Origin of the sequence: Vibrio sp. 2-Bac 85 (assembly GCF_037546705.1) — a bacterium.
Taxonomy (GTDB): Bacteria; Pseudomonadota; Gammaproteobacteria; order Enterobacterales; family Psychromonadaceae; genus Psychromonas.
Window position 1 is genome coordinate 1 of record NZ_JALAAB010000015.1, and the last position, 22,830, is coordinate 22,830.

General features: G+C 37.5%; 17 protein-coding genes and 1 tRNA gene. 6 read left to right on the forward strand and 12 right to left on the reverse strand.

Translation table 11 applies throughout. The features are described from left to right. Window positions 1-353: 353 nt before the first annotated feature. A tRNA-Ser gene (locus MT390_RS14570) sits at window positions 354-441 on the reverse strand. 117 nt (window positions 442-558) lie between these two features. Next, on the reverse strand, window positions 559-1,509 hold the full coding sequence (locus MT390_RS14575; RefSeq protein ID WP_499441892.1) for a glucokinase: 951 nt from the start codon (window positions 1,507-1,509) through the stop codon (window positions 559-561). Between the two features lie 245 nt (window positions 1,510-1,754). Between MT390_RS14575 and MT390_RS14580 the strand changes: the two genes are divergently transcribed. Further along, window positions 1,755-2,606 (forward strand): MurR/RpiR family transcriptional regulator, encoded by an 852-nt coding sequence (locus MT390_RS14580; RefSeq protein WP_166372497.1) that lies wholly within the window; start codon window positions 1,755-1,757, stop codon window positions 2,604-2,606. A gap of 210 nt (window positions 2,607-2,816) precedes the next feature. Further along, window positions 2,817-4,250, forward strand: coding sequence for a pyruvate kinase (gene pyk / locus MT390_RS14585; protein WP_499441894.1), 1,434 nt, complete (start codon window positions 2,817-2,819; stop codon window positions 4,248-4,250). Window positions 4,251-4,468: 218 nt separating this feature from the next. Here the strand turns inward: pyk and MT390_RS14590 are convergent, their stop codons facing one another. Continuing rightward, window positions 4,469-5,029, reverse strand: a complete 561-nt coding sequence (locus tag MT390_RS14590) for a glutathione S-transferase family protein (RefSeq protein WP_499441896.1) — start codon at window positions 5,027-5,029, stop codon at window positions 4,469-4,471. Window positions 5,030-5,391: 362 nt separating this feature from the next. Next, a complete protein-coding gene (locus tag MT390_RS14595; protein WP_499441897.1) occupies window positions 5,392-6,411 on the reverse strand; it encodes a GGDEF domain-containing protein in 1,020 nt (339 codons plus the stop codon). 540 nt (window positions 6,412-6,951) lie between these two features. Between MT390_RS14595 and MT390_RS14600 the strand changes: the two genes are divergently transcribed. Together MT390_RS14600 and MT390_RS14605 are read left to right on the forward strand one after the other, a co-directional pair. Next, a complete protein-coding gene (locus tag MT390_RS14600; RefSeq protein WP_499441988.1) occupies window positions 6,952-8,229 on the forward strand; it encodes a YjiH family protein in 1,278 nt (425 codons plus the stop codon). A gap of 20 nt (window positions 8,230-8,249) precedes the next feature. Further along, window positions 8,250-8,846 (forward strand): MarC family protein, encoded by a 597-nt coding sequence (locus MT390_RS14605; RefSeq protein ID WP_166372492.1) that lies wholly within the window; start codon window positions 8,250-8,252, stop codon window positions 8,844-8,846. 125 nt (window positions 8,847-8,971) lie between these two features. Here the strand turns inward: MT390_RS14605 and dinB are convergent, their stop codons facing one another. After that, complete coding sequence (gene dinB, locus MT390_RS14610) at window positions 8,972-10,081, reverse strand: DNA polymerase IV (protein ID WP_499441898.1); 1,110 nt, start codon at window positions 10,079-10,081, stop codon at window positions 8,972-8,974. A 260-nt stretch (window positions 10,082-10,341) separates the two neighbouring features. On the opposite strand from dinB, the gene MT390_RS14615 reads away from it, so the two are divergent. Both MT390_RS14615 and cueR read left to right on the forward strand, forming a co-directional pair. Then, window positions 10,342-12,732 carry a heavy metal translocating P-type ATPase gene (locus MT390_RS14615; RefSeq protein ID WP_499441900.1) on the forward strand — a complete coding sequence of 797 codons (2,391 nt, stop codon included), beginning with the start codon at window positions 10,342-10,344 and terminating at the stop codon, window positions 12,730-12,732. Window positions 12,733-12,860: 128 nt separating this feature from the next. Continuing rightward, window positions 12,861-13,247, forward strand: coding sequence for a Cu(I)-responsive transcriptional regulator (gene cueR / locus MT390_RS14620; RefSeq protein WP_166372489.1), 387 nt, complete (start codon window positions 12,861-12,863; stop codon window positions 13,245-13,247). Window positions 13,248-13,362: 115 nt separating this feature from the next. Here the strand turns inward: cueR and MT390_RS14625 are convergent, their stop codons facing one another. The 7 genes from MT390_RS14625 to glgB all read right to left on the reverse strand — a co-directional run bounded on the left by MT390_RS14625 (window position 13,363) and on the right by glgB (window position 22,800). Then, window positions 13,363-14,706, reverse strand: coding sequence for a dicarboxylate/amino acid:cation symporter (locus tag MT390_RS14625; protein WP_499441903.1), 1,344 nt, complete (start codon window positions 14,704-14,706; stop codon window positions 13,363-13,365). A 244-nt stretch (window positions 14,707-14,950) separates the two neighbouring features. Next, window positions 14,951-16,039 (reverse strand): DNA alkylation repair protein, encoded by a 1,089-nt coding sequence (locus MT390_RS14630; RefSeq protein ID WP_499441904.1) that lies wholly within the window; start codon window positions 16,037-16,039, stop codon window positions 14,951-14,953. 238 nt (window positions 16,040-16,277) lie between these two features. Continuing rightward, window positions 16,278-17,045, reverse strand: a complete 768-nt coding sequence (locus tag MT390_RS14635) for a class II glutamine amidotransferase (protein WP_028867111.1) — start codon at window positions 17,043-17,045, stop codon at window positions 16,278-16,280. 8 nt (window positions 17,046-17,053) lie between these two features. Continuing rightward, window positions 17,054-17,629 (reverse strand): D-sedoheptulose 7-phosphate isomerase, encoded by a 576-nt coding sequence (gene lpcA / locus MT390_RS14640; RefSeq protein WP_499441905.1) that lies wholly within the window; start codon window positions 17,627-17,629, stop codon window positions 17,054-17,056. 208 nt (window positions 17,630-17,837) lie between these two features. Then, window positions 17,838-18,122, reverse strand: a complete 285-nt coding sequence (locus tag MT390_RS14645; RefSeq protein ID WP_166372484.1) for a DUF1315 family protein — start codon at window positions 18,120-18,122, stop codon at window positions 17,838-17,840. 367 nt (window positions 18,123-18,489) lie between these two features. Continuing rightward, window positions 18,490-20,586: a glycogen debranching protein GlgX gene (glgX, locus tag MT390_RS14650; RefSeq protein WP_499441907.1), complete on the reverse strand. Its 2,097-nt coding sequence runs from the start codon at window positions 20,584-20,586 to the stop codon at window positions 18,490-18,492. Further along, window positions 20,587-22,800: a 1,4-alpha-glucan branching protein GlgB gene (gene glgB / locus MT390_RS14655; RefSeq protein ID WP_499441989.1), complete on the reverse strand. Its 2,214-nt coding sequence runs from the start codon at window positions 22,798-22,800 to the stop codon at window positions 20,587-20,589. Window positions 22,801-22,830: the final 30 nt, after the last annotated feature.

Consider the following 22,830-nt stretch of genomic DNA (forward strand, 5'->3'; position numbering starts at 1 on the left):
TATTATTAAACAGAATTATTCCGTATAACCGGTGGATATACAGAACACACTATTTTATTTAAATTTGACATGACAATACCAAAATAAGCAAGTTAATCATAATGTTAATAACAAAAACTAAAAGCTTCGTCATGTGGATAGACAGAAATATTCCGTATTTCCGGCGGAAATACGAAATGGCACATTAACTGTGTATAGAGGCACTATTTATAGTGTAAGGAAATTAAAATGAAGTCTGCATTTTTAAATGTTATTACTGATAAGATGCATTTTAAGTTTTTAGAGACATAAAAAAACCCGCAAGCCTTTTAATAAGCGTTGCGGGTTTTCCCGTACCTTGACGGTACTAAATGTGGCGGAGAACAAGAGATTCGAACTCTCGAAGGGTTGCCCCTTACACACTTTCCAGGCGTGCGCCTTCAGCCACTCGGCCAATTCTCCGTAAATTTTAAAACTGCTCATTAATCATACTGAAAGTGCGTATGTATTAGATAAGCGGAGCGCATGATAGTTAACTCAGTGCTGTAAATCAACTATTAACGCTCATTATTCAGATATTTATGACAATTCTTGTTGTAAATAGACGGCTGCGCCTAATAAACCAGGATTTTCATGGGTAATTAAATAAGTAGGTACTGTTTTCAAAAAGCCTGCAAAACGCCCTTTAGCTTCAAAAAATGCTCGGAATTCACTATTTTGGAAGAAGTCGATAAAGCGAGGCACGATACCACCCGCAATATAAACGCCGCCCTTACAATCTAAGTTCAAAGCTAAGTTGCCGGCAAAACCACCCATTGCTTGGCAAAACAAGGTTAATGTTTGTTCAGCTATTTCGCATTCTGCCGCTAATGCTGATTTGGTAATTTCAGCGGGTTCAAAAAACTCAGGTTGTTTACCAGCAAGGCGGCAAAGTGCATGATAAATATTGACTAAACCTTGGCCAGATAACAAGCGCTCATTGGATACATGACCAAACTGCGATTGTAATAATAATAATACATCGGCTTGTTGTGAGGTGTTAGGTGCAAAACTAGAATGTCCGCCCTCTCCATCTAAACTCACCCATTTTTGATCGTGTTTAATAAGGTGGGATACGCCCAATCCAGTGCCAGGTCCAAATATAGCTTTCACTGCATTGTCGACGACTTCACCACCACCAATTTGAATTTTTTGCTTATCGTCAACAAAAGGCACAGCCAGTGAAATAGCGGTGTAATCATTGATAACATAGAGCGTTTTTAAAGCTAGCTTGTGCTGTAACTCACTTTTTGAGAACTGCCAGCTCAAGTTGGTCATACTGACTAAATCATCTTCAACTGGGCAAGCAATGCCAACACAAAGGTGACTAACGGGATCTGATAAAGTAGCAAAATATTGCGCTAATGCAGATTCTAAAGTGATGAATTGTGCACATGGATACTCTCTTACTTTAGACATTTCACCACTGGCGATGTCTAACACTGCTAAACGTATATTGGTGCCACCGACATCTGCAACAACTGATAACATGGTTCTGCTCCTACACTTTTTAAGTTTCTTTGATCAAGAGGCAGATCAGCCTCTCAGTTTTTTTTATTTTAGCCTTTTTTATTTGATCTAAAACATTGTTTTTATGTAATAAAATGACAAAAAAAGCAGGCTACTTTATAATCCATTTAGAATTTAAACGATTTTTTTGTAGTTTTATTTCATTTCTAGTTACAAAAATTCTTACTAGACACTAATCGCATCGTTACTACTGAGTGAACAATATAATGAATACTTTAGAGTTAATTAAAAAAAATCTCGATACATTTAGTAAATCTGAACGCAAAGTAGCGGAAGCTATTTTGGCGTCTCCACAAACAGCGATTCACTCTAGCATTGCTAATTTAGCAAAAATAGCAGAAGTCAGTGAGCCGACTGTTAACCGCTTTTGTCGTCGCTTAGACACTAAGGGTTTTCCTGATTTTAAACTACATTTAGCACAAAGTTTAGCGAATGGTACCCCATATGTGAACCGTAATGTGAATGAAGATGATGGCCCTGAAGCTTATACGTCGAAAATTTTCGAGTCGACGATGGCTTGTTTGAATGCAGCGAAGAACGGCTTAGATGTTAATTTGATCAATCGTGCGGTCGATGTGCTTACACAAGCAAATAAAATATCTTTCTTTGGTTTAGGAGCTTCTTCATCGGTTGCGCACGATGCACTTAATAAGTTTTTCCGTTTTAACATTCCGGTATCGTGTTTTGATGATGTGGTGATGCAACGCATGAGCTGCATTAATTGTACTGAGGGTGATGTGATTGTTTTGATCTCTCATACTGGGCGCACTAAACCTTTGGTTGAAGTTGCCCAACTTGCACGTGAAAACGATGCTTTTGTGATTGCTTTAACAGCGGCTAACTCGCCTTTAGCTGAACAAAGCAATTTAGTGTTATCACTAGGCGTGCCTGAGGATACTGATATTTATATGCCTATGTCGTCACGTATTGCACAGCTGGTATTAATTGATGTATTGACCACTGGATTTACCTTACGCCGTGGCGCTAAATTTAGAGATAATTTAAAACGCGTTAAAGCGGGTATTAAAGATTCTCGCTTTGAAAAAACAGAAGATTAGGCATTTTTTATCTTGCAAACGTTCACTCGTTTTAATGTGATCCGTTTGCAAGTTAGCTTCCCTAACAATTGTTCCCAATACTCACAGCTAATGATCATAGCGAAGAACTATAGTGAAAAACCATAGCTAATCATCGTGATAACATAAGTTGTAATCGAAAGTTCATTAACCCCCTTTATACTTATCTTTTTATTTTTAACAGGAGTTAACATGCCAAGACGTACCAAAATCGTAACCACTTTAGGCCCCGCAACGGATCGCGGTAATAATTTAGAGCAGATTATTGCTGCTGGCGCTAATATGGTACGTATGAATTTCTCTCATGGTGAAGCAGCTGATCACGTAAAACGTGCCCTACAAGTGAGAGAGATTGCGAGTAGATTAGGCAAAGAAGTAGCTATCATGGGGGATCTACAAGGTCCTAAAATTCGCGTATCTACTTTTGAGAACAACAAAATACAATTGACTATTGGTGATAAATTTACACTCGATAGCGATATTGAAAAAGGCCAAGGTAACCAGCAACAAGTTGGCCTTGATTACAAAACATTACCCCAAGAAGTTGATACCGGCGATGTATTGTTATTAGATGATGGCCGCGTTCAATTAAAAGTTGAATCTGTTGAAGGTAATAAAGTACATACGGTTGTTACTATTGGCGGACCTTTATCTAACAATAAAGGAATTAATAAACAAGGTGGTGGTTTATCTGCCGCTGCGTTAACAGACAAAGATAAAAGAGATATTTTTACTGCTGCTGAAATTGGTTGTGATTACCTTGCCGTTTCATTTCCTCGAAATGGTGCTGATTTACATTACGCACGAAAATTAGCACAGGAAGCAGGCTGTTTTGCGAAAATAGTCGCTAAAGTAGAACGTGCTGAAGCAGTTGAAACTAAAGAAGCTTTAGAAGACATTATTTTAGCGTCTGATGTGGTGATGGTTGCCCGTGGCGATCTAGGTGTTGAAATTGGGGATGCTCGATTAGTGGGTGTTCAAAAAGATATGATCCGTACTGCTCGTCGTTTAAATCGTGTAGTGATCACTGCAACGCAAATGATGGAATCAATGATCAGCGCGCCAATGCCAACACGTGCTGAAGTAATGGATGTCGCAAATGCGGTATTAGATGGTACTGATGCGGTTATGTTATCGGGTGAAACAGCTGCGGGTGATTACCCTGTTGAAACGGTTAAAGCAATGAGCGAAGTGTGTATTGGTGCTGAAAAACATCCAAGCATTAACGTTTCTAATCACCGTATCAATTATACTTTTGATGATCCAAGTGAAGCATTAGCTATGACGACTATGTATGCGGCTAACCATACTAATGGCGTGACAGCGATTGTTGCTTTAACGGCCTCTGGCTCTACCCCATTATTAATGTCACGTTTGAGTTCTGGTTTGCCAATTTATGCATTATCAAGCAATCAACAAACATTAAATTACTGTGCTTTATACCGTGGTGTAACACCCGTTAAGTTTGACTCTACAACGACAAACAGTATTGAGTTTATTGCTAATGCGCTAGAAACGCTTAAGTCATCGGGTTTAATTAAAACTGGCGATCTAATCTTATTAACGCACGGTGACAATGTTAAACAAGGTTTCACCAATACTTGTAAGATTATTAAAGTAGAATAACGTTTAATTAAGCTTGTAGTATTACAGTTAAGCTTATTAACGACTATAAAAAAGAACGCTCATAAAAACAATGACCATAAAAAAAGCCGCTTTATTGTTAACCTTATTAGTTAGCAAAAAGCGGCTTTTTTGTTTTTATCGATTGACGAGTCAATCTACAAGTTAACGAATCAATTAATAGTCACCTAAGTAATTGAAGTTCATTAAACACTCAGTCTTTACCCTACAGGTGCTGTTTCAACAAAGATTGGGTCTGTATTCGCTAGGGTTAATAGTTGTTGTAAATTAGGCAGATCTTTTAATGATAAAAGATCTCGGTACGTTGCCCAGTCAAGAAATACGGCTACTCTCATTTCTGCATTGGTTAATGGTAAAGCTTGGCTAAACTTTTTGTTATTCATCGCCACTACCCCTGATTGTGTACGCTGCTGTTGACGTGTTAAATACAGGCTTTTTTCAGGCGTGATGCCATCAAACTTAGCTAACATAAATAAATTTACGTATGCATCCATCAAGGTATTGGTCATATGGTAGAGCTCAACTTCTTCTACATCTGATAAAAAGTCTTCCCCTGCTACTTCATAGATATGTGTTAAAATCGAGCTAGAGTCAGTCAATTGTAATTCACAATCAACCAATAAAGGTACTTTTTGGGTTGGTGATAACTCTGCGCTTTTGGTCATGTCTATTTCAATGAAATCAAAATCTAGTACCGTTTGTAAAAATGCAATACGACATTGGCGTACAAAAGGCGAAGTATAACTACCGTATAATTCCATGAGGATCCCTAAAATATCAGTAAACTAAAAAATAAATGCAGCGTCTCAGCTTTCCATGACTTTGCATCAGTGAGGTGCTACAACATTGAGAACGTTATTAGCACCTTGAAAAACTTACTGTATGGGCAGATTAATGAATAGTCAATAAACACTGTTTATTAAGTTAACTGTTTTTAATGCGTTGGCATCATTGACAGCTAGTCCTATAAACAAAGTTGTAAATATACCTATAAACATATTTGTAATTAAAATTGTAACCAAAACTTCAATTACAGCTTTAAACAAAGCTGTAACTAAAAGCTATCGTTATATCGAAAAATATAACTGTGGGCAGGGGTTGAGCTTTGGCTTTGCCATGTTCGTTATATTGGCAAAACCCGATTACGACCTAAACGTTTTGCTTTATATAAATAGTCATCGGCCCGTGCGATTAATTCGGTGATGCTTTCACCCGATTTACTTTCAACGACACCAAACGATGCGGTGATGTTATTGATCATTTGTCCTGAACGTTTGTCTTTTAAGGTCAATTTTTCAAATTGTTTTCGTGTGGTTTCGGCAAATTGCCGTGCGATTCGTACATTTGTTTTAGGTAATAACATCACAAACTCTTCACCACCAAATCGATAAGCCGTGCTCCCATTGCGCATAACATCATTGATTTTTCTGCCTACTGCTTTTAAGACTTGATCACCTAATAAATGTCCCCAAGTATCATTGAATTTTTTAAAATGGTCGATATCACAAAGAATAAGGCATAAACCTTTGGTATCGGCTTTTAAATACGCAGATAACTCAGTATCAAATGCATTGCGATTAAATAATCCCGTTAAAGAGTCATACATAGCCGCATGGCGAGTTTGCACTAACTGTTCTTTTAATGAATCAATTTCACTTTTTGCAACGCTTAAGCTATTACCAAAAAAACGCGTTGCATTACGCATCTGTTTGGCATCTCTTTCTAGATTCTTTAATAACCCGATCACCTCATCGATAGACCAGCCTTCTTCTTCCACTTTACTAATATTAGCGACAGTCTTTTCAAAAGATTGTTGAAATTGATTGGTATCAGAATGGGTATCGATAATTGACTTATCAAGCTGAAGCATCATTTTTTCAATGGAGGTACGGAGCTCTGAGGTTGCATTCTCTTCTTCCGAACGAATATGTTCTCGATACAAGGATTCAGCTTGAATAGGTGGGCAGTTATCATTATCTTTCAATAATTTATCCATTGACTCTTTTAATGCAACATTTTTTTCTGCTGCATAATGATACCAAAGTGCATAATTACTGGGTGTGGTCGGGACTGAATATTTCATCATCAGTGGTAATGCTTTTTTTAAATTTTTTGCTGATTCAACAATTAATTCTCTGCTCATAAGGCTTCTTTCTTATCAAGTCATTGTAAATAGTGATTATAGTGGTTAAGAGTATAGATTGATTTATGAAAATTGATTTATTCAGTATCAATAAGTAAACGTAATGGATCACATTTTTAATCATAACTCGCCTTAATTATTGGCTGAAAAATAGTTTTATAGGTATTAAGCGATAATGCACCATTAACTGTGTCCGTTGCCGTTCAAATTACAGAAGCTAATAAGCAGTTAGCTATCCCCTTACTTTCTATTCACTGATTTAAATTAGCTAACTTACTTTACTAACAGCGAGTTTTGGCCCCCCTTTTTTGCCTTAATTTAACTTTTTCTGATCTGGTTCAGTAAATGTTAGTACATGTCGATTTACAACAGAATATAAAGCAAGTACCCTTGCCGCCTTGCGCGTGATTGCGCTATTAACCTTAGCTTTTAATGCTAATAAACTTAACAAAGGTAGACAGTGTGACAGAAAAAAAATCATTTACGTTCGCGACGATTTTGACGTTTATTATTCCCTCTTTAATTGGCTTATTATTATTTATGACGCCTATTAATTACGATAATTCGTTAACTATCCCGATCGCTATTATCTCCAAAGCCCTACAAGCGTTTCTAGGAGATTCTGCCACATTGATCGTAACCTTAGTGGTTCTAACTACTGCGGTTTTAAGTTTATTATGTAAATTTATTAAACCTGCTTTTTTAGTAAATAATGAATTTTTAAATGGATTATTAAACGTCAGCCCTGCTTGGTTGTTGGTACGCGTATTAGGCGCGATTTTTATCACTCTAACCTATTGGCAAGTTGGCCCAGAAATGATCAACTCAGGTAATACAGGGGCCTTAGTGTTGAACGACCTATTACCTATTTTACTTTGTGTATTTATTTTTGCTGGTTTGTTACTACCTTTATTGCTTAATTTTGGTTTGTTAGAATTATTTGGTACCTTATTAACCAAGATTATGCGTCCTGTATTTAACTTACCTGGCCGTAGTGCCATTGACTGTATGGCATCTTGGTTAGGTGACGGCAGTGTTGGTATCCTATTAACCAGTAAACAATATGAATCACGTTTTTATACGCAACGTGAAGCGGCTGTTATTGGTACAACGTTCTCTGCTGTATCCATTACCTTTTCATTGGTGGTGATTGCACAAGTTAAATTAGAGTACTTATTTTTACCTTTTTACCTCTCTGTATGTGCAGCCGGTTTGGTTGCTGCTATCGTAGTGCCTAAATTACCGCCTTTATGCTTTAAAAAAGACACTTATATTGATGGTTCTTCACGTCACGAAAATGATGAAAAAACGCCTGAAGGTCACCATGTTTTATCTTGGGGATTACATCAAGCATTAGAGCGAGCTGAACATTCAAAAGGAATTAAACATACAATAGTAGATGGCTTAAAAAATGTTATTGATATGGTCTTTGGTGTGATCCCAGTGATCATGGCGATTGGTACGGTAGCTTTGGTTATTGCTGAATATACGCCTATCTTTAACTATTTAGGCATGCCATTTATTCCACTACTTGAACTATTACAAATTCCAGAAGCTGAACAAGCATCAACCACTATTGTGGTCGGTTTTGCTGATATGTTTATTCCATCGATTCTAGCGGCTTCTATCGAATCTGATATGACCCGTTTCATCATTGCTGCAATGTCTGTGACTCAATTAATCTATATGAGTGAAGTCGGTGCGTTATTAATAGGCAGTAAAATACCGATTAATATTGTTGAATTATTTATCATTTTTATTCTTCGTACTCTGGTGACTTTGCCTGTGATTGCTGGAATAGCACACCTTATATTTTAAAGCGGTACTGAGATAATAAAATGGACATTACACTATACTTGCACGCTATGACCGGTTTATTGGTTATTATTGACCCCATTGGTTCGGCGCTTATTTTTAATTCACTAACTTCTGGTAGTGATCAAAAATACCGTAACTTAATGGCCATAAAGTCAGTTTTAATAAGTGGTGTAACGCTCATTTTATTTGGTAATTACGGTGAGGCATTGTTTTATCACCTTGGCATTAATATTAACTCCCTACGCATTTCCGGCGGTTTATTACTTTTCTATACCGCCTTTATGATGATCACACAGGAGTTAAAATTTGCTAAGACTGAAAAAGACGCGGATATTTCAGTCTTTCCAATGTCGATTCCCTTATTAGCAGGGCCAGGTACCTTAACTTTAGCTATTTTATTATTTTCTCAAAATACAGAAGGTAATTCAGTGGTTTCGGTTAGCGCCGCCATCATCAGTGTTTTAGTAATAACCTTGTTCGCTATGGTCACATCAAAGTACTTAAAAAAAGTCATTGGTAAAACCGGTGATGAAATCTTACGACGTTTTTTAGGCGTGATCCTCGCTGCGTTAGCGATTCAATTTATTTATGAAGGTATTCGTAACATCTCGATGTGATAATAATTGGCAAGGTATAACTATTTTTACACCTTGCTAATTTTTAGTACCTTCTTATCTTTCGATGCTTTGTTAATTTTTTGTATGCTAAAAACAGCAATGGTTAATTAGCACACTTCAATACTTTATAAATCTAAATTAAGCTGCTTTTCTTGTACTTCAGGTTTTAACATGACACTGAGACCAAGTAACCTTATCTCTCGGCCCTGTTGTCGTTGTAGAATTTCCTGTAGTAATTCGCGAAAATGCGATAAATTTAGCTGCTTTTGCCCATGTTCTATGGTTGTTAATTGAAAATCAGCAAACTTAATTTTAATGCTCTGTTTGGTAATTTTTTTAGAAGGGGAAGCACGTTCTAATCGTTTATCCAATTCATGATAAAGGTGCTGTTCAATGAACTGCCAACATTCATCAAAAGTTGAAATATTGCTTGAAAATGTTCGCTCTACTCCAACCGATTTTCGCTCTCGTTCAGTGATCACTTCCCGTTCATCAATACCATGGCTGTAATTCCATAGCGATAATCCCATGCGACCAAATTTTCTAAGTAATTCACGATAATCAGTGTTTTTAATATCTTCACAAAGGTAAAAGTTTTCCTGATGAAGTTTTTTTAAACTGACTTTACCCACACCCGGTATTTTCTCAAGAGGCAGTGTATCGATGACACCTTGAACTTGATCCGGTGGAATAACACATTGGCCATCTGGTTTATTCAGATCAGAAGCCACTTTGGCCAGAAACTTGATGGGAGCAACGCCCGCTGAAGCAGTCAGATTCAATTCATTGCGTATATCATTTCTAATGGCTTCAGCTATTAACGTGGCCGAACCATGTAATTGTCGGCATTCTGTAACATCAAGGAATGCCTCATCTAACGATAACGGTTCTATAAGGTGGGTATAGCGTTCAAAAATAGCTCTTATCTGTTTCGAAACGGCTTTATAAACATGCATTCGACCAGGTACAACAGTTAATTGCGGGCATAACTTCAAAGCCTGAGAAGTTGGCATTGCCGAATGAACACCATATTGTCGTGCATTATAGTTACAAGTACTGATCACCCCTCGCTGTGAAGTACTTCCTCCAACAGCAAGCGGTATATCTTTATAATTTGGTTGATCACGCATTTCTACCGAGGCAAAAAATGAGTCCATATCGATATGTACTATTTTACGCTGCAAAGGTGTTTTAACATTCTCCTCTGTATTCGGATAGCGAGTATCTTTACTCATATCATGACAAACCTTAAATAGAATGATGTGATAAACGATTAGATATAGTTAAATTACATAGTTAAATCAACTGTTTTTATATCCAGTTGATGATATTGAAATATGCAAAAATTACAAGCGTTAATAAAATGTCTTAATTAGGTTTGACATTACCCTAAGGGTAAGGGTTATGCTTTATGCATCGAAACTATACAGTAAGGCTTTTTAGTCTTTTATGAACAACCTATTACTGGATAAACAATAAGCAGGAGATAACTGATATGACAACAACGCAACAAATAACATTCCCTGTCTATGGTATGAATTGTGCAAGTTGTGCGAGTAAGCTAAGTGCTGCCTTTAATACTCTTGATGGCATAGAGGCGAATGTAAATATCACACTAGAAAAAGCAAGTTTAGACGTCAATAAGTCGCTATTAAATGCCCCGCTTGCGCCACAAATTATGACTATTTTAGAGCAAAAAGGCTATCAAACGGATCATCAACAAGTTATTTTTGAAGCTGAGTGGTCTTGCTCAAGCTGTGTTGAATCAACGGTTACAGCCTTAAAAAAACATCCATTAGTTGTTGATGTTAAAGCTAACTTTGCAACGCAGACTGTGTATATTGAAACCCTAGCCAGCTTTGTCAACGACACATTCATTAGTGAACTTGTCGATTTAAGTCCCTACCCATTAACACAAAAAAAAGCACTAAACTCACAGCAACAACAATTAGCGAAACAACAAAAAGAAGATAAAAAACAGTTACATGAAAAACTCGGTTTAGCTATTGCGCTATTACTAAGCTTGCCATTTTGGTTGGCCATGGTGAGTATGCTATTTAATGATGCCCCGCTATTATCCCCTTGGTTAGAGTTTGCCTTGGCGACCCCTTTGCAATTTATTGTCGGCGCTCGTTTCTATAAAGGAGCATGGAGAAGCATTAAAGGACGTTCAGCAAATATGGATGTGTTAGTGGTCTTAGGCACCTCTGCCGCCTACTTTTTTAGCCTGTATATGATATTAACAGGACATGCTGGGCATCTTTATTTTGAAAGCAGTAGTTTAGTGATCGTATTGATCCGTTTAGGGAAGTTTTTGGAGTTTCAGGCTAAACAAGCTAGCTCAAAAGCCGTGAGTGCGCTTAGTAAATTACAAGCTGTTGATGCTTTAGTCAAAAAAGGCAAAGAATTTAAACGCGTGCTGATTGATCAAGTTCAAGTGAACGATCTAATACAAATCGCTGCCGGTGATAAAGTACCTGTTGATGGAATTATTTTAGAAGGAAGCAGTTATATTGATGAGTCGTTATTAACCGGTGAAAGTAAACCAATACTCAAGCAAGTAAAAGATACAGCCTTTGCCGGTACCATTAATGGCGATGGTGTTTTATTAATGAAAAGCACCGCTGTTAAAGAACAAACTAAATTGTATCAGATTATCCAATTAGTTGAGTCAGCGCAAATGAGTAAAGCGCCTATATTACAGTTAGTTGATAGAATAAGTTCTATTTTTGTACCGATTGTATTAGCCATTGCGCTGGTCACGTTTAGTGCATGGTGGTTATATAATGGTGATTTTGAACAGGCATTAATCCACAGTGTTGCGGTATTAGTGATCGCCTGTCCCTGTGCGTTAGGTTTAGCGACACCAACGGCTATGGTAGTGGGTACCGGCTTAGCTGCACAAAAAGGTATTTTAATAAAAGATATTAATACGTTACAGCTTGCACATAAACTAACTCATATTGCCTTTGATAAAACAGGTACTTTAACTAAAGGGCAAGTTAGTTTAAATAATATTACTGCCTTTGATAAAGACTTTTTGCCGTTATTATTGGGTTTACAACAGGCAAGCAAGCACCCGATAGCCAAAGCGGTCAGTGCACATTGTCAAACACTTGATGTACAAGCAATGGACGTGAGTGACATTCGTAGTATCCATGGTGAAGGCATTCAAGGTCATTTTAATAACCAAGTCGTGATTGCAGGTAATGCTAAGATATTAGCGCGATTTGATATCGATTTAATACAGCAACTTGCTATTCATGGTGTTAAGCCAGACTCAACAGATAATATTATTTATGTTTGTTATCAACAATATCTGATTGGCTATTTTACTATTGAAGATCAAGTGCGTGCTGAAAGCCAACAAGCTATTTCAGACTTACATGAATTAGGTTTAGCAACCACACTTATCAGTGGAGATAAGGAAAATGTAGTGCAGTCGATGAGCAAGAAGCTGGGTATAAAAAGTTACTTTGCTGAGCAAACGCCTGAACAAAAACTGCAACAGCTCTCGACGTTACAACAACAATCACTGGTTGCCATGGTAGGTGATGGTGTTAATGATGCGCCTGCATTAGCAAAAGCAGACGTCAGTATAGCAATGGGTGGCGGCAGTGATGTTGCAAAACAAACTGCTTCAATGACATTAATGCGCGACGATCCTCGTTTGATTGCCGTGGCGATTAAAATATCACGCAGTACTTGGTCAACCATTCGTCAAAACTTATTCTGGGCATTTATCTTTAATAGTTTAGCTATTCCAGCGGCTGCTTTTGGTTATTTAAACCCTACACTAGCGGCCATTGCGATGACAGCATCAAGTTTAACGGTGTTAAGTAATTCTTTATTGTTAAAACGCATTAAAATCGACATTGATAAATAAGTATAGAGATCACTGTTGCACGTTAATGTGTAATAGTAACACTAAACAATGATCTTATAAATTATGAACATATAAATCATAATTTTATAACGTATGACTTTAACACTCTGCGACAGGTAGGAGCCGCTATGTATTCAATCAGCCAAGCAGCAAAAGAAACGGGGTTGTCAGTAAAATCAATTCGTCATTATGAATCTATTGGTTTGATTAGCACACCGCCAAGGGGAGAAAATGATTATCGTTTTTACACTCCAAAAATATTAAAACAACTACATTTTATCCATAAAACTAAGTTGGCAGGGTTTAATCTAAAAGAGTGTAAAGCATTATTAGTACTCGGTGAGGATGAAAACAGAAGTAGCGCAGATGTAAAAAAGATTGCCTTAGAGAAAATTAAGGAAATCGAGATGCGTATTCAACAGCAGCAAGCGATTGTTAATCAATTAACCAAGATCACACAACAGTGTCACGGCGATCAACATTCGCAATGCAGTATTATCGACGCATTTAGCTAAACCTTTTCAGCTTGTATTGATCCTATTGCAATCTAGGCTTGTACTAAAAGTTAATAACATAAAAAACCCAGTTCAAACTGGGTTTTTAAACCAATGTAACAAGCCACCAGCTCTGTTATTGCTTGGTTTCGCCTAATTGTACTGATTCATCGATAGCACCAGCATTCGGGTCGTTAAATACATCAATGTCCATCTCTCCTTCTGACTTCGCAACAATACAGGTGACCACACTGTCACCAGTAATGTTAACGGCAGTGCGGATCATATCCAATAATCTATCAACACCAAGGATCATGGCGATACCTTCAACTGGCAACCCCACTTGATTCAGTACCATGGCGAGCATAATTAAGCCAACACCAGGTACGCCAGCGGTGCCTACTGAGGCTAAAGTCGCGGTCAGAATAACAGCTCCATAATCTGAAAGACTTAAGTGAATATTAAAAGCCTGTGCAATAAAGACGGTGGCGACACCGTGCATGATGGCAGTCCCATCCATATTAATGGTGGCACCCAGTGGAATGGTAAACGAGGCAACTTTATTATTAACCCCTAGACGCTTGGTTGCTGTTTCTAGGGTCACAGGAATAGTTGCATTTGATGAAGCTGTTGAAAAAGCAAAAGTGATCGAAGTTTCCATCTTTTTGAAAAACGTGATTGGATTTAAACCAGTGAACGTTTTAAAGAAAATACTATAGGTCACAAAAGCATGCAGTAACAAGGTAGCACTTAATACTAAGAAGTAATTGATTAAATTGAATATGGCTTCTAATCCAATTTCGTTAAATAGTTTTGCCATTAAGAAAAACACCCCGTAAGGCGCAATGTTCATCAACATAACAACTAACTTCATAATCACTTTGTTGAAGTCATAAAATAAGCTTGCAATGCGCTCGCCCTCTGGGCCTGAAACACTAATAGCAATACCGAACAAAATTGAAAATACAATAATTTGCAATGTATTACCTTCAGCCATAGAGCTAATAGGATTGGTTGGAAACATGTTAATAATAACGTCTCCCAACGATGGCGCATCTTTAGTGGAATAACTGGTTGCCTGCGCTAGATCGACACCTACGCCAGGTTCAAAAATATTAGCCATCAATATAGCAAGTGTGATCGCGATAGCCGTCGTGACTATATAAAATGCTAAGGTTTTTCCACCTAAACGACCTAATGTAGAGAGATCTTTTAAACTACTTGTTCCACACACTAATGACACAAAAATCAATGGCACTACGAGCATTTTAAGCGTAGCGATAAAAACTTTACCGCCAACATAAAAGATACCGTTTACAATATAGTCTTGAACAAATACAACATCAGCTAATAGACTGCGGATCAAAAAGCCGACCAAAATACCTAAGCCCATTCCTAACAATACACGCTTAGTTAATGACATTTTATTTTTGCTTGTTGTTGGTGTTACTGCGGGATTTACTGAAGGTGTTATGGTCATATTACTTCCCTGCTTTTCATTACGTAATCCTTTACTTTTCAAAACTTTAAAAATCAAACATTAGGCTTCAATCTATGCCTCATCGTTAAGTACACACGCAAGGCAAATTAACTACTCATAGGTTCGCAAAATAAATGTAGTTTAAGCACATAATTACGACCTAAGCAGTTTGTTGAATTTTGCAACTTGAATGGTAATGGGTATAGATCACAATTCTACAGAAATGACGAGATTTTAATACTTTTTAATCTTCTAACATAAAATCAATATCAGCCAATTGCACACCATTAACTAGGATAGCAACACTATGTTGGCCACTGTAATATTGTCTTGTAGAGATATTTTTAAAACTGAATGATTTATTAATTAGCTTGTTATCTTTATTGATAACCGCCTCCGAGAGTTGGAATATCTTACGGGCTTGTTGTCCATTTTTTTTCATAAAATCAATGGCAAATTCGATTCTTAGTTTATTCAAGGGCAAGGATTTTTGATGGACCAGATGACAAGAGAAAGTAAAAACCTCCCCCATCGACACTGCTTTATCTGCCTTAAAATTAACTACTTCGATATGTTCTGGTGGTAAAAAACCAAATAACGACAATGCAGTTGGATGGGCTTGCTTTAATAAGCTTCGACATGCGTGTTTTATTAAACGTTTTGTCTCTGTAGTTTTACTTTCAGCTAACCACTGTTGTGCTAAGTTAACCACAATCAAAGGGTGATCCTTGGCAATATCATTGAGATTATTAGCCACACTTCGTCGTACATATTCACTATCATCATTTTTTAATGCCTCTAAAATAGGCAAGATGAAGTTGGGATCTTTTTTGAATTCAGGTAAAGCCATTGCCCAAGGTAATCGAGGTCGGCACCCTTCCGACGCTAAACGACGTATATGACTATCATCACTATTACACCATGTTAATAACACCGCTTGCATCTGTTGCGGGTATTTAACAATAAAAGGCCGTACCGCAAACTCCGCACTGGCAAACTGGGTTATATAAGAGAGAGCATCAATAGAGGCTGAAAATTCATGTAATCCATAGCATTCCACAAAAGCAGGAATAAACATACCTTCGTAACTTGTAAAATGAGGTGCTATTTTTTTAATAATCGCTAAGGTTTGTAAGTAGTCGAGATCAATAAACAGATTTAATTGATGCGCAAGGTGTAAAGTCCGCGCTTTAAGCTCTTTATCTGCCCATTCGTCGTTAAACACCGCTTTGATAAATTGGCTTTTTTGTAATGATGGATAACTTTTTTCAACAACATCAGCAAGGTGCGAAATATAATCTGGGTTATATACATCTTTTAATAAAGCAGCCATGTTGTTCCTATTTTATTTAGTTAGTTGTTTAATTGGTTAGTTGTTTAATCGGTTAGTTGTTTAATCGGTTGGATGTTAAGTTGGTCCTAGATTAGCATAATAAGTGCAATTTCTTAGATTGGATGTTCAACAGTTTAGTGGCATAAATAATAGAGATGGTGCGGGAATGAGAACGAGGCCAATTTATTCACATCTATGACCTCATACTGATTACTGATTACTGATTACTGATTACTGATTACAAAATTAACTCACCAAAATGGAAAACACAGAACTGTCCTGTTTCCATCTTGTTCCAGGCTTCATCTTTAGTGAGCGGTCGCGTTGCAATCACAGTAACAATATCACTGTCAGAAGTTTCCTCTTGAAAATCAACAATCATGTCTTCATCGATTAACTGTGCTTTACCAAAAGGAGCTCGTCGTGTTATCCAGTGTAAATTATTAGTGCAATAGCACATCACGTACTGACCATCGCTCAGCAACATATTAAAAACACCTAATGCTCTTAATTGATCTGCATAACTGGCTATTTTTTTAAAGATTAATCGCATATCAGTCGGTTGTTCAGGGAAGTCTTGATGTAGCTTGTGCAAAATCCAACAAAAGGCACGTTCACTGTCTGTTTCTCCAACAGGGCAAGCGTGCCCCATTTCTAAGCTTTCGTATCCAGTAAGTTGTCCATTATGCGCATAAGTCCAATTACGTCCCCATAGCTCACGAATAAAAGGATGTGTATTCTCTAAATTAACACCACCACGATTTGCTTGACGGATATGGCTGATCACCGATTTACTTTTAATTGGATATTTTTTAACAAGCTCTGCAATTTTAGAGTCACAGCTAGGATTTGGATCTTTAAAACTACGACAGCCTTTGCCTTCATAAAAGGTGATTCCCCACCCATCTTTATGAGGTCCGGTTGCACCGCCTCGTTTCACTAACCCACTAAAGCTAAAACAGATATCAGTTGGGACATTGGCACTCATGCCTAATAATTCACACATTGTTTAACCTAAGCCATTTTCTTTTCAATTAAATAGATCAAAATATGAATGATCTTAATATGTATTTCTTGAATACGATCAGCATAACCAAAGTGTGGTACTCGAATTTCAACATCCGCAAGACCCGCCATTTTTCCACCGTCTTTACCGGTTAATGCGATCACTTTAATGCCTTTACTTTTTGCAACGTCAATGGCCTTTAGAATATTAGTCGAGTTGCCACTGGTCGATAAACAGAATAAGACATCCCCAGCACGTCCAACACCTTCTAAATAGCGCGCAAATATTTGTTCAAAACCATAGTCATTGCCTACACAGGAAATATGACTAGCATCTGAAATTGCAATCGCTGGGTATGATGGGCGATGTTCACGGTAACGTCCCGTTAACTCTTCCGCAAAATGCATGGCATCACAATGAGAGCCGCCATTACCACAGGCTAATACTTTGCCATCATTTTTAAAAGCATCAGCTAATAATGAAGCCGCATCTTCAATATTTTGTAAGTTTTGTTGTTCCGATAGAAATGCGGTTAACACCTGTTGAGCTTCTTGTAGCTCATCTTTAATAATCGATAAATTCATAGTACCTACTTAATTGGATTGATTGATAATCAGCTCAGAAAACGTAACCATCAATATTTTATTAATTTATATTTATTAACTTATATTGTTCAACTTACGAGTGAGCGCTCGTATTTCTCCATGATACTGTGAGATGTAAAGTCAGCAAGGAAAATCTACAACTTCAGCCGACGCGAGAAGTTTATTCTTAGCTTAAAATGACGAATGGCTATAAATTAATTAAATGTACTTCGTCAGTTTCAGCTGTTTTTGCAAATTGATTTTTTAATACTTTTTTTGATTCCATATAAATTTCACCATTTTGAGCAATGGTGAAATGGTCTGGCTCAACATTAAACTCTTTTTGGTAAGCCATCACCAACTGTAGCGAGTGTGCTTTTTGCTCCTCGGTAAGTGGCGCACCATCTAACCATTTCCCTGTTTCTACGGCTGTTTTTAGCTTTTCATAAAGCTCTGAAGATATATTTTTTGCATACTCATTGATATTTGACACAGACTTTACCCGTAACTAGTTTAGTAATGTGAAGCAAGTATATTTATTTACTTAAAATTATCTAGTGATGATTGCGCAAGCATGAATATTTTTGCCATAGATCGGCTTTTTATAACAAACAGTAGTTGAATGAGAATCATAACAAAAGGGTTTTGAACAATGGACGAATCTAAAAAATAATACAAAGGATAAACTGAAAGGTGGATATCTTGCGGGGACTTATATTCAATGAAGTGAATACGATTTATCACCATCAAAAACGCCTTAAACTTTTAGTTATCTATTATTAACAATAATTAAGATAAAAAATGTTTAAGGCATTTTTATAAGTTTTATATTCGCATAAGAAGACTTTATTTTTTAGCTATTAATCTCTTAATTTAGCTTTAAATAATAAAATAGAGTGTGCTTTTGCAAATACAGGACTGACTACTTTTTTAGGGTCTTCAATCAATTCTCCGCTAGGACAGTTAGTATCCATTACTTCATACCAATCTTTATTGTCAGGTAACTCAGGAAGTTGACAAGCAATTTGATAAGTTGATGCATTCAAGATTAAATGCCAATGTTCACCAGCAGGATCCGCTTCTTTTAACTCTACAGCAAGAGCTTGTGAGTTAGAGGCATGCCAATCAGACTGTCCCATCACATAACCATCTGGATGATACCATTGCACTTGATCACTCACTAACTCATCGTCATTTAATATCAAATCACCAAATAAACGAGAACTTTTACGTAACGCGATCAATTGAGAAGTGAATTTAAATAAGGCTAAATCTGCTTTACTTTGGTCCCAGTTAATCCAACTAATTTGGTTATCTTGACAATAAGCATTATTGTTACCAGATTGATGGTTACCCATCTCGTCACCGGATAAAAAATGCGGTGTGCCTTGAGATAAAAATAATGTCGCAATCATATTACGTTTTTGTTGCTGTCTTAATGTGTTGATACGCGCATCTTTAGTTGGCCCTTCACAGCCATAATTAGCTGATAGGTTATGGCCATGACCATCTCGATTGTTTTCACCATTGTCTTGGTTATGACGGTCTTGAAAAGACACCATATCATCCAAGGTGAATCCATCGTGATAACAGATATAATTAACACTAGTGGTATTGGTACGTAGTCCAATTGGAAAGAAGTCATGTGAGCCTAGAAGACGCATTGCCACTTCAGAGACGATCCCGGTATCACCTCGCCAAAAAGAACGCATTGTATCGCGATAACGATCGTTACACTCTTTCCATTGTTCAGGGAATGCGCCTAAACGGTATCCGCCCGGTCCAATATCCCAAGGTTCAGCAATCAAAATCACATCACTTAACACAGGATCTTGTAATAATGCTTTGAAAAAGGCACTTCTCTCTGTAAAGCCTTGTGCTTCACGCGCTAAGGTAACCGCCAAGTCAAATCTAAAGCCATCAACTTGCATTTCTGTTACCCAGTAACGTAATGCATCCATAGTGATCTTTAATGACCAACTAAAATCTAAATTAACCGTATTACCACAACCAGAGTGATTACTGTATCGCTGATAATCAAGCCCCAGTTTACTGTTTTCAAAGGTATAATATTGTTTATTATCAAAGCCTTTAAAACTCAGAATCAAACCATCACTACCTGATTCTGCAGTATGATTAAAAACAACATCTAAAATAACTTCAATGTTAGCTGCATGAAGTTCACGCACCATAGTTTTGAACTCAGCAATCGCATCATATTGGGCGTAACGAGTTTCAGGTGCAAAGAAGTTGATTGGGTTATATCCCCAATAATTGGTCAACCCTAGTTTTTTTAAACGTGGTTCACTGACAAAACTAAACACCGGCATGATTTGTAAACTGGTCACGCCTAGAGATTGGTAATGTTTGATGCTTTCAGGGTGTGATAAACCTCGATACTTGCCGCGCATTGGCAAAGGAATATTGGGGTTGGTTCGAGTAAAACCTTTAGTATGCACTTCGTATAAAATACGATGTTGTTCTTCTATTGCAGGTTTTTCTACATTCTGCCAATCAAAATGGTCATCAACCACCACTGATTTAGCTACATAGGCATCATTATAATCGCTTTGTGATTGCACAAAACTGTGTTGAATTTTACTTAGGCATTTGGTGTATGGATCAATTAATAAGTTTTTATCATTGAATAACAGCCCATTTTTAGGTTGATACTCACCGTAGACACGGTAACCATACATCTGCCCGGCCGTTACACCTTCTAAATAAATATGCCAAAGATGTGAATGAGCAGGTATGAGAAAAAAACTATCAATTTGATTTTCATTTTTATCAAATAGACATAATTCAACACGCTTCCCTTCCTGGCAATGCACTGAGAAGTTGCAACCTTGTTTGTCTAAGGTTGCTCCTAAGGGATAGTTCTTCCCCGTAAAACTAACAAATAGATGCTCTTTAGCATCTATTTGTGTAGCCAATTCCATTTTTTTTCCTGACACTTACGATCCTTTTTTCTTCAAATACACTGTCGATAATGGAGGCAAGTTTAACACAATAGAATGATCTTTACCCTGCCAAGGGTAATCTTCACTATTAAAGACACCCATTTGGTCTCCCATTTGGTAATTACTACCCCAATAATATTCACTATCAGTATTTAAAACGACTTCGTACTGGCCGGCTTCATCAACGGGTAGACGGTAACGCTCACGCGGTACAGGAGTGAAGTTACTCACACAGATAACATGTTCGGTTTTAGCAATGTTATAACGAATAAACGAAACAACGCTATTTTCACCATCACTGTGGTCTAACCAAGCAAATCCCTGTGGCTCATAGTCAGATTCATACATTGCACTGTGACTTTTATAAAAATGGTTCAAGTCACAAATAAGTTGTTTTTGGCCCTTATGTTTATCATAAGATAATAGGTCCCAATCTAAACTTTGGTTATGGTTCCATTCACGAGCTTGCGCGATCTCCCCGCCCATAAAGTTTAGTTTCTTACCAGGGTGGCCGTACATATAACCCATATAGGCACGCAAGTTAGCAGCACCCTGCCATTCATCACCAGGCATTTTTTCTAACATACTTTTCTTACCATGTACGACTTCATCGTGTGATATTGGTAAAACAAAATGTTCATTGTAGTGATAAACCATCGCAAAAGTCATTTCATGGTGATGATATTTACGGTACATAGGATCTTGCTGCATATAACTTAATGTATCGTGCATCCAACCCATATTCCATTTGAAGCCAAATCCAAGTCCGCCATCAAAAGTAGGCTTTGAAACACCAGAGAAAGCTGTCGACTCTTCAGCAATGGTCATTGCGTGAGGATATTGTTTATAAACTTCTTCGTTAAACCATTTTAATAAGCTGATCGCTTCATAGTTATGATTCCCGCCATCAACATTCGGTACCCACTCACCCTCTTCGCGAGAGTAATCCCAATACAACATAGAGGCAACGGCATCAACACGTAATCCATCAACATGGAATTTATCAAGCCAAATCAAAGCACTTGCAACTAAGAATTGACGCACATTGTCACGACCAAAATCATAGATATAAGAATTCCAATCTGGGTGCCAACCACGACGTGGATCTTCGTATTCATAAAGTGGAGTACCGTCGAAGCGTGCTAATCCATGGGGGTCTGATGGGAAATGTGCAGGTACCCAGTCAACAATAACGCCGATGCCAGCTTGGTGACATTGGTCAATAAAGTATTTAAGATCATCTGCATCACCGAAACGACTGGTAGCAGCAAATAAACCTACCGGTTGATATCCCCACGAGCCGTCGAAAGGAAACTCTGAAATAGGCAACACTTCTAAATGTGTATATCCCATCTCAACTAAGTAAGGTAACAAGTCAGACGCCAATTCACGATAGGTGAGCATGCGTTCATGACCATTTTCATTTTTGCGTTTCCACGAGCCTAAGTGCACTTCATAGATACTCATGGCAGCGTAGCGTTTATCACCTAACTGCGAAGCACGCCATGCATCGTCATTCCATTGGTAAGCATCATGGTCAACCACAATTGATGAATGAGAAGGATATAATTCAGCTTGAAAACCAACTGGATCGGCTTTATGCGGTAAACGATTACCTAGTCCATCTTTGAGTTCAAATTTATAAGCACAACCAGCAGCTAAACCAGGGATAAATAACACCCAATGCCCGCACCAACTGCGTTGCATAGGATTACGTTGTCCATCCCAATGATTTTCAGCAGAAATAAGACTGACACTACTTGCATTGGGTGCATATACAATAAACCTAACACCACTAACTTCAACACCGTCAACAGTCACTGTTTTTAATTGAGCGCCTAACGTATGGTAAACATTTTGTGGTGCTTCATGCAAAGTAGATAAACCATCAAATGCAATCTCATGAAACTGATAGGGGTCGATGAATTGATGACTACCACTTTTATATTGAGCATCTAACTGATAAACAAATTTATCGGTTACTTGCGGTAAGTTAATTTCAAATAAACCATCTTCGTAGACTTTTAATAATTCACCAGAAATACCGCTATCATCAAGAGCAGAAAATGAAACTGAAGTCGCATCAGGCAGCCAAGCACGTAACAAGAAACCATCACTAATTGGATTTTTAATTAACCCTAATTGCTCAAAAGGATTGGCTAATCGCGCTTCCTTAAGTGATCCTAAAAGTTCATGCTTTAATGGCATCGTTTTAATAGTTGCAGGCACTTTTGCAGC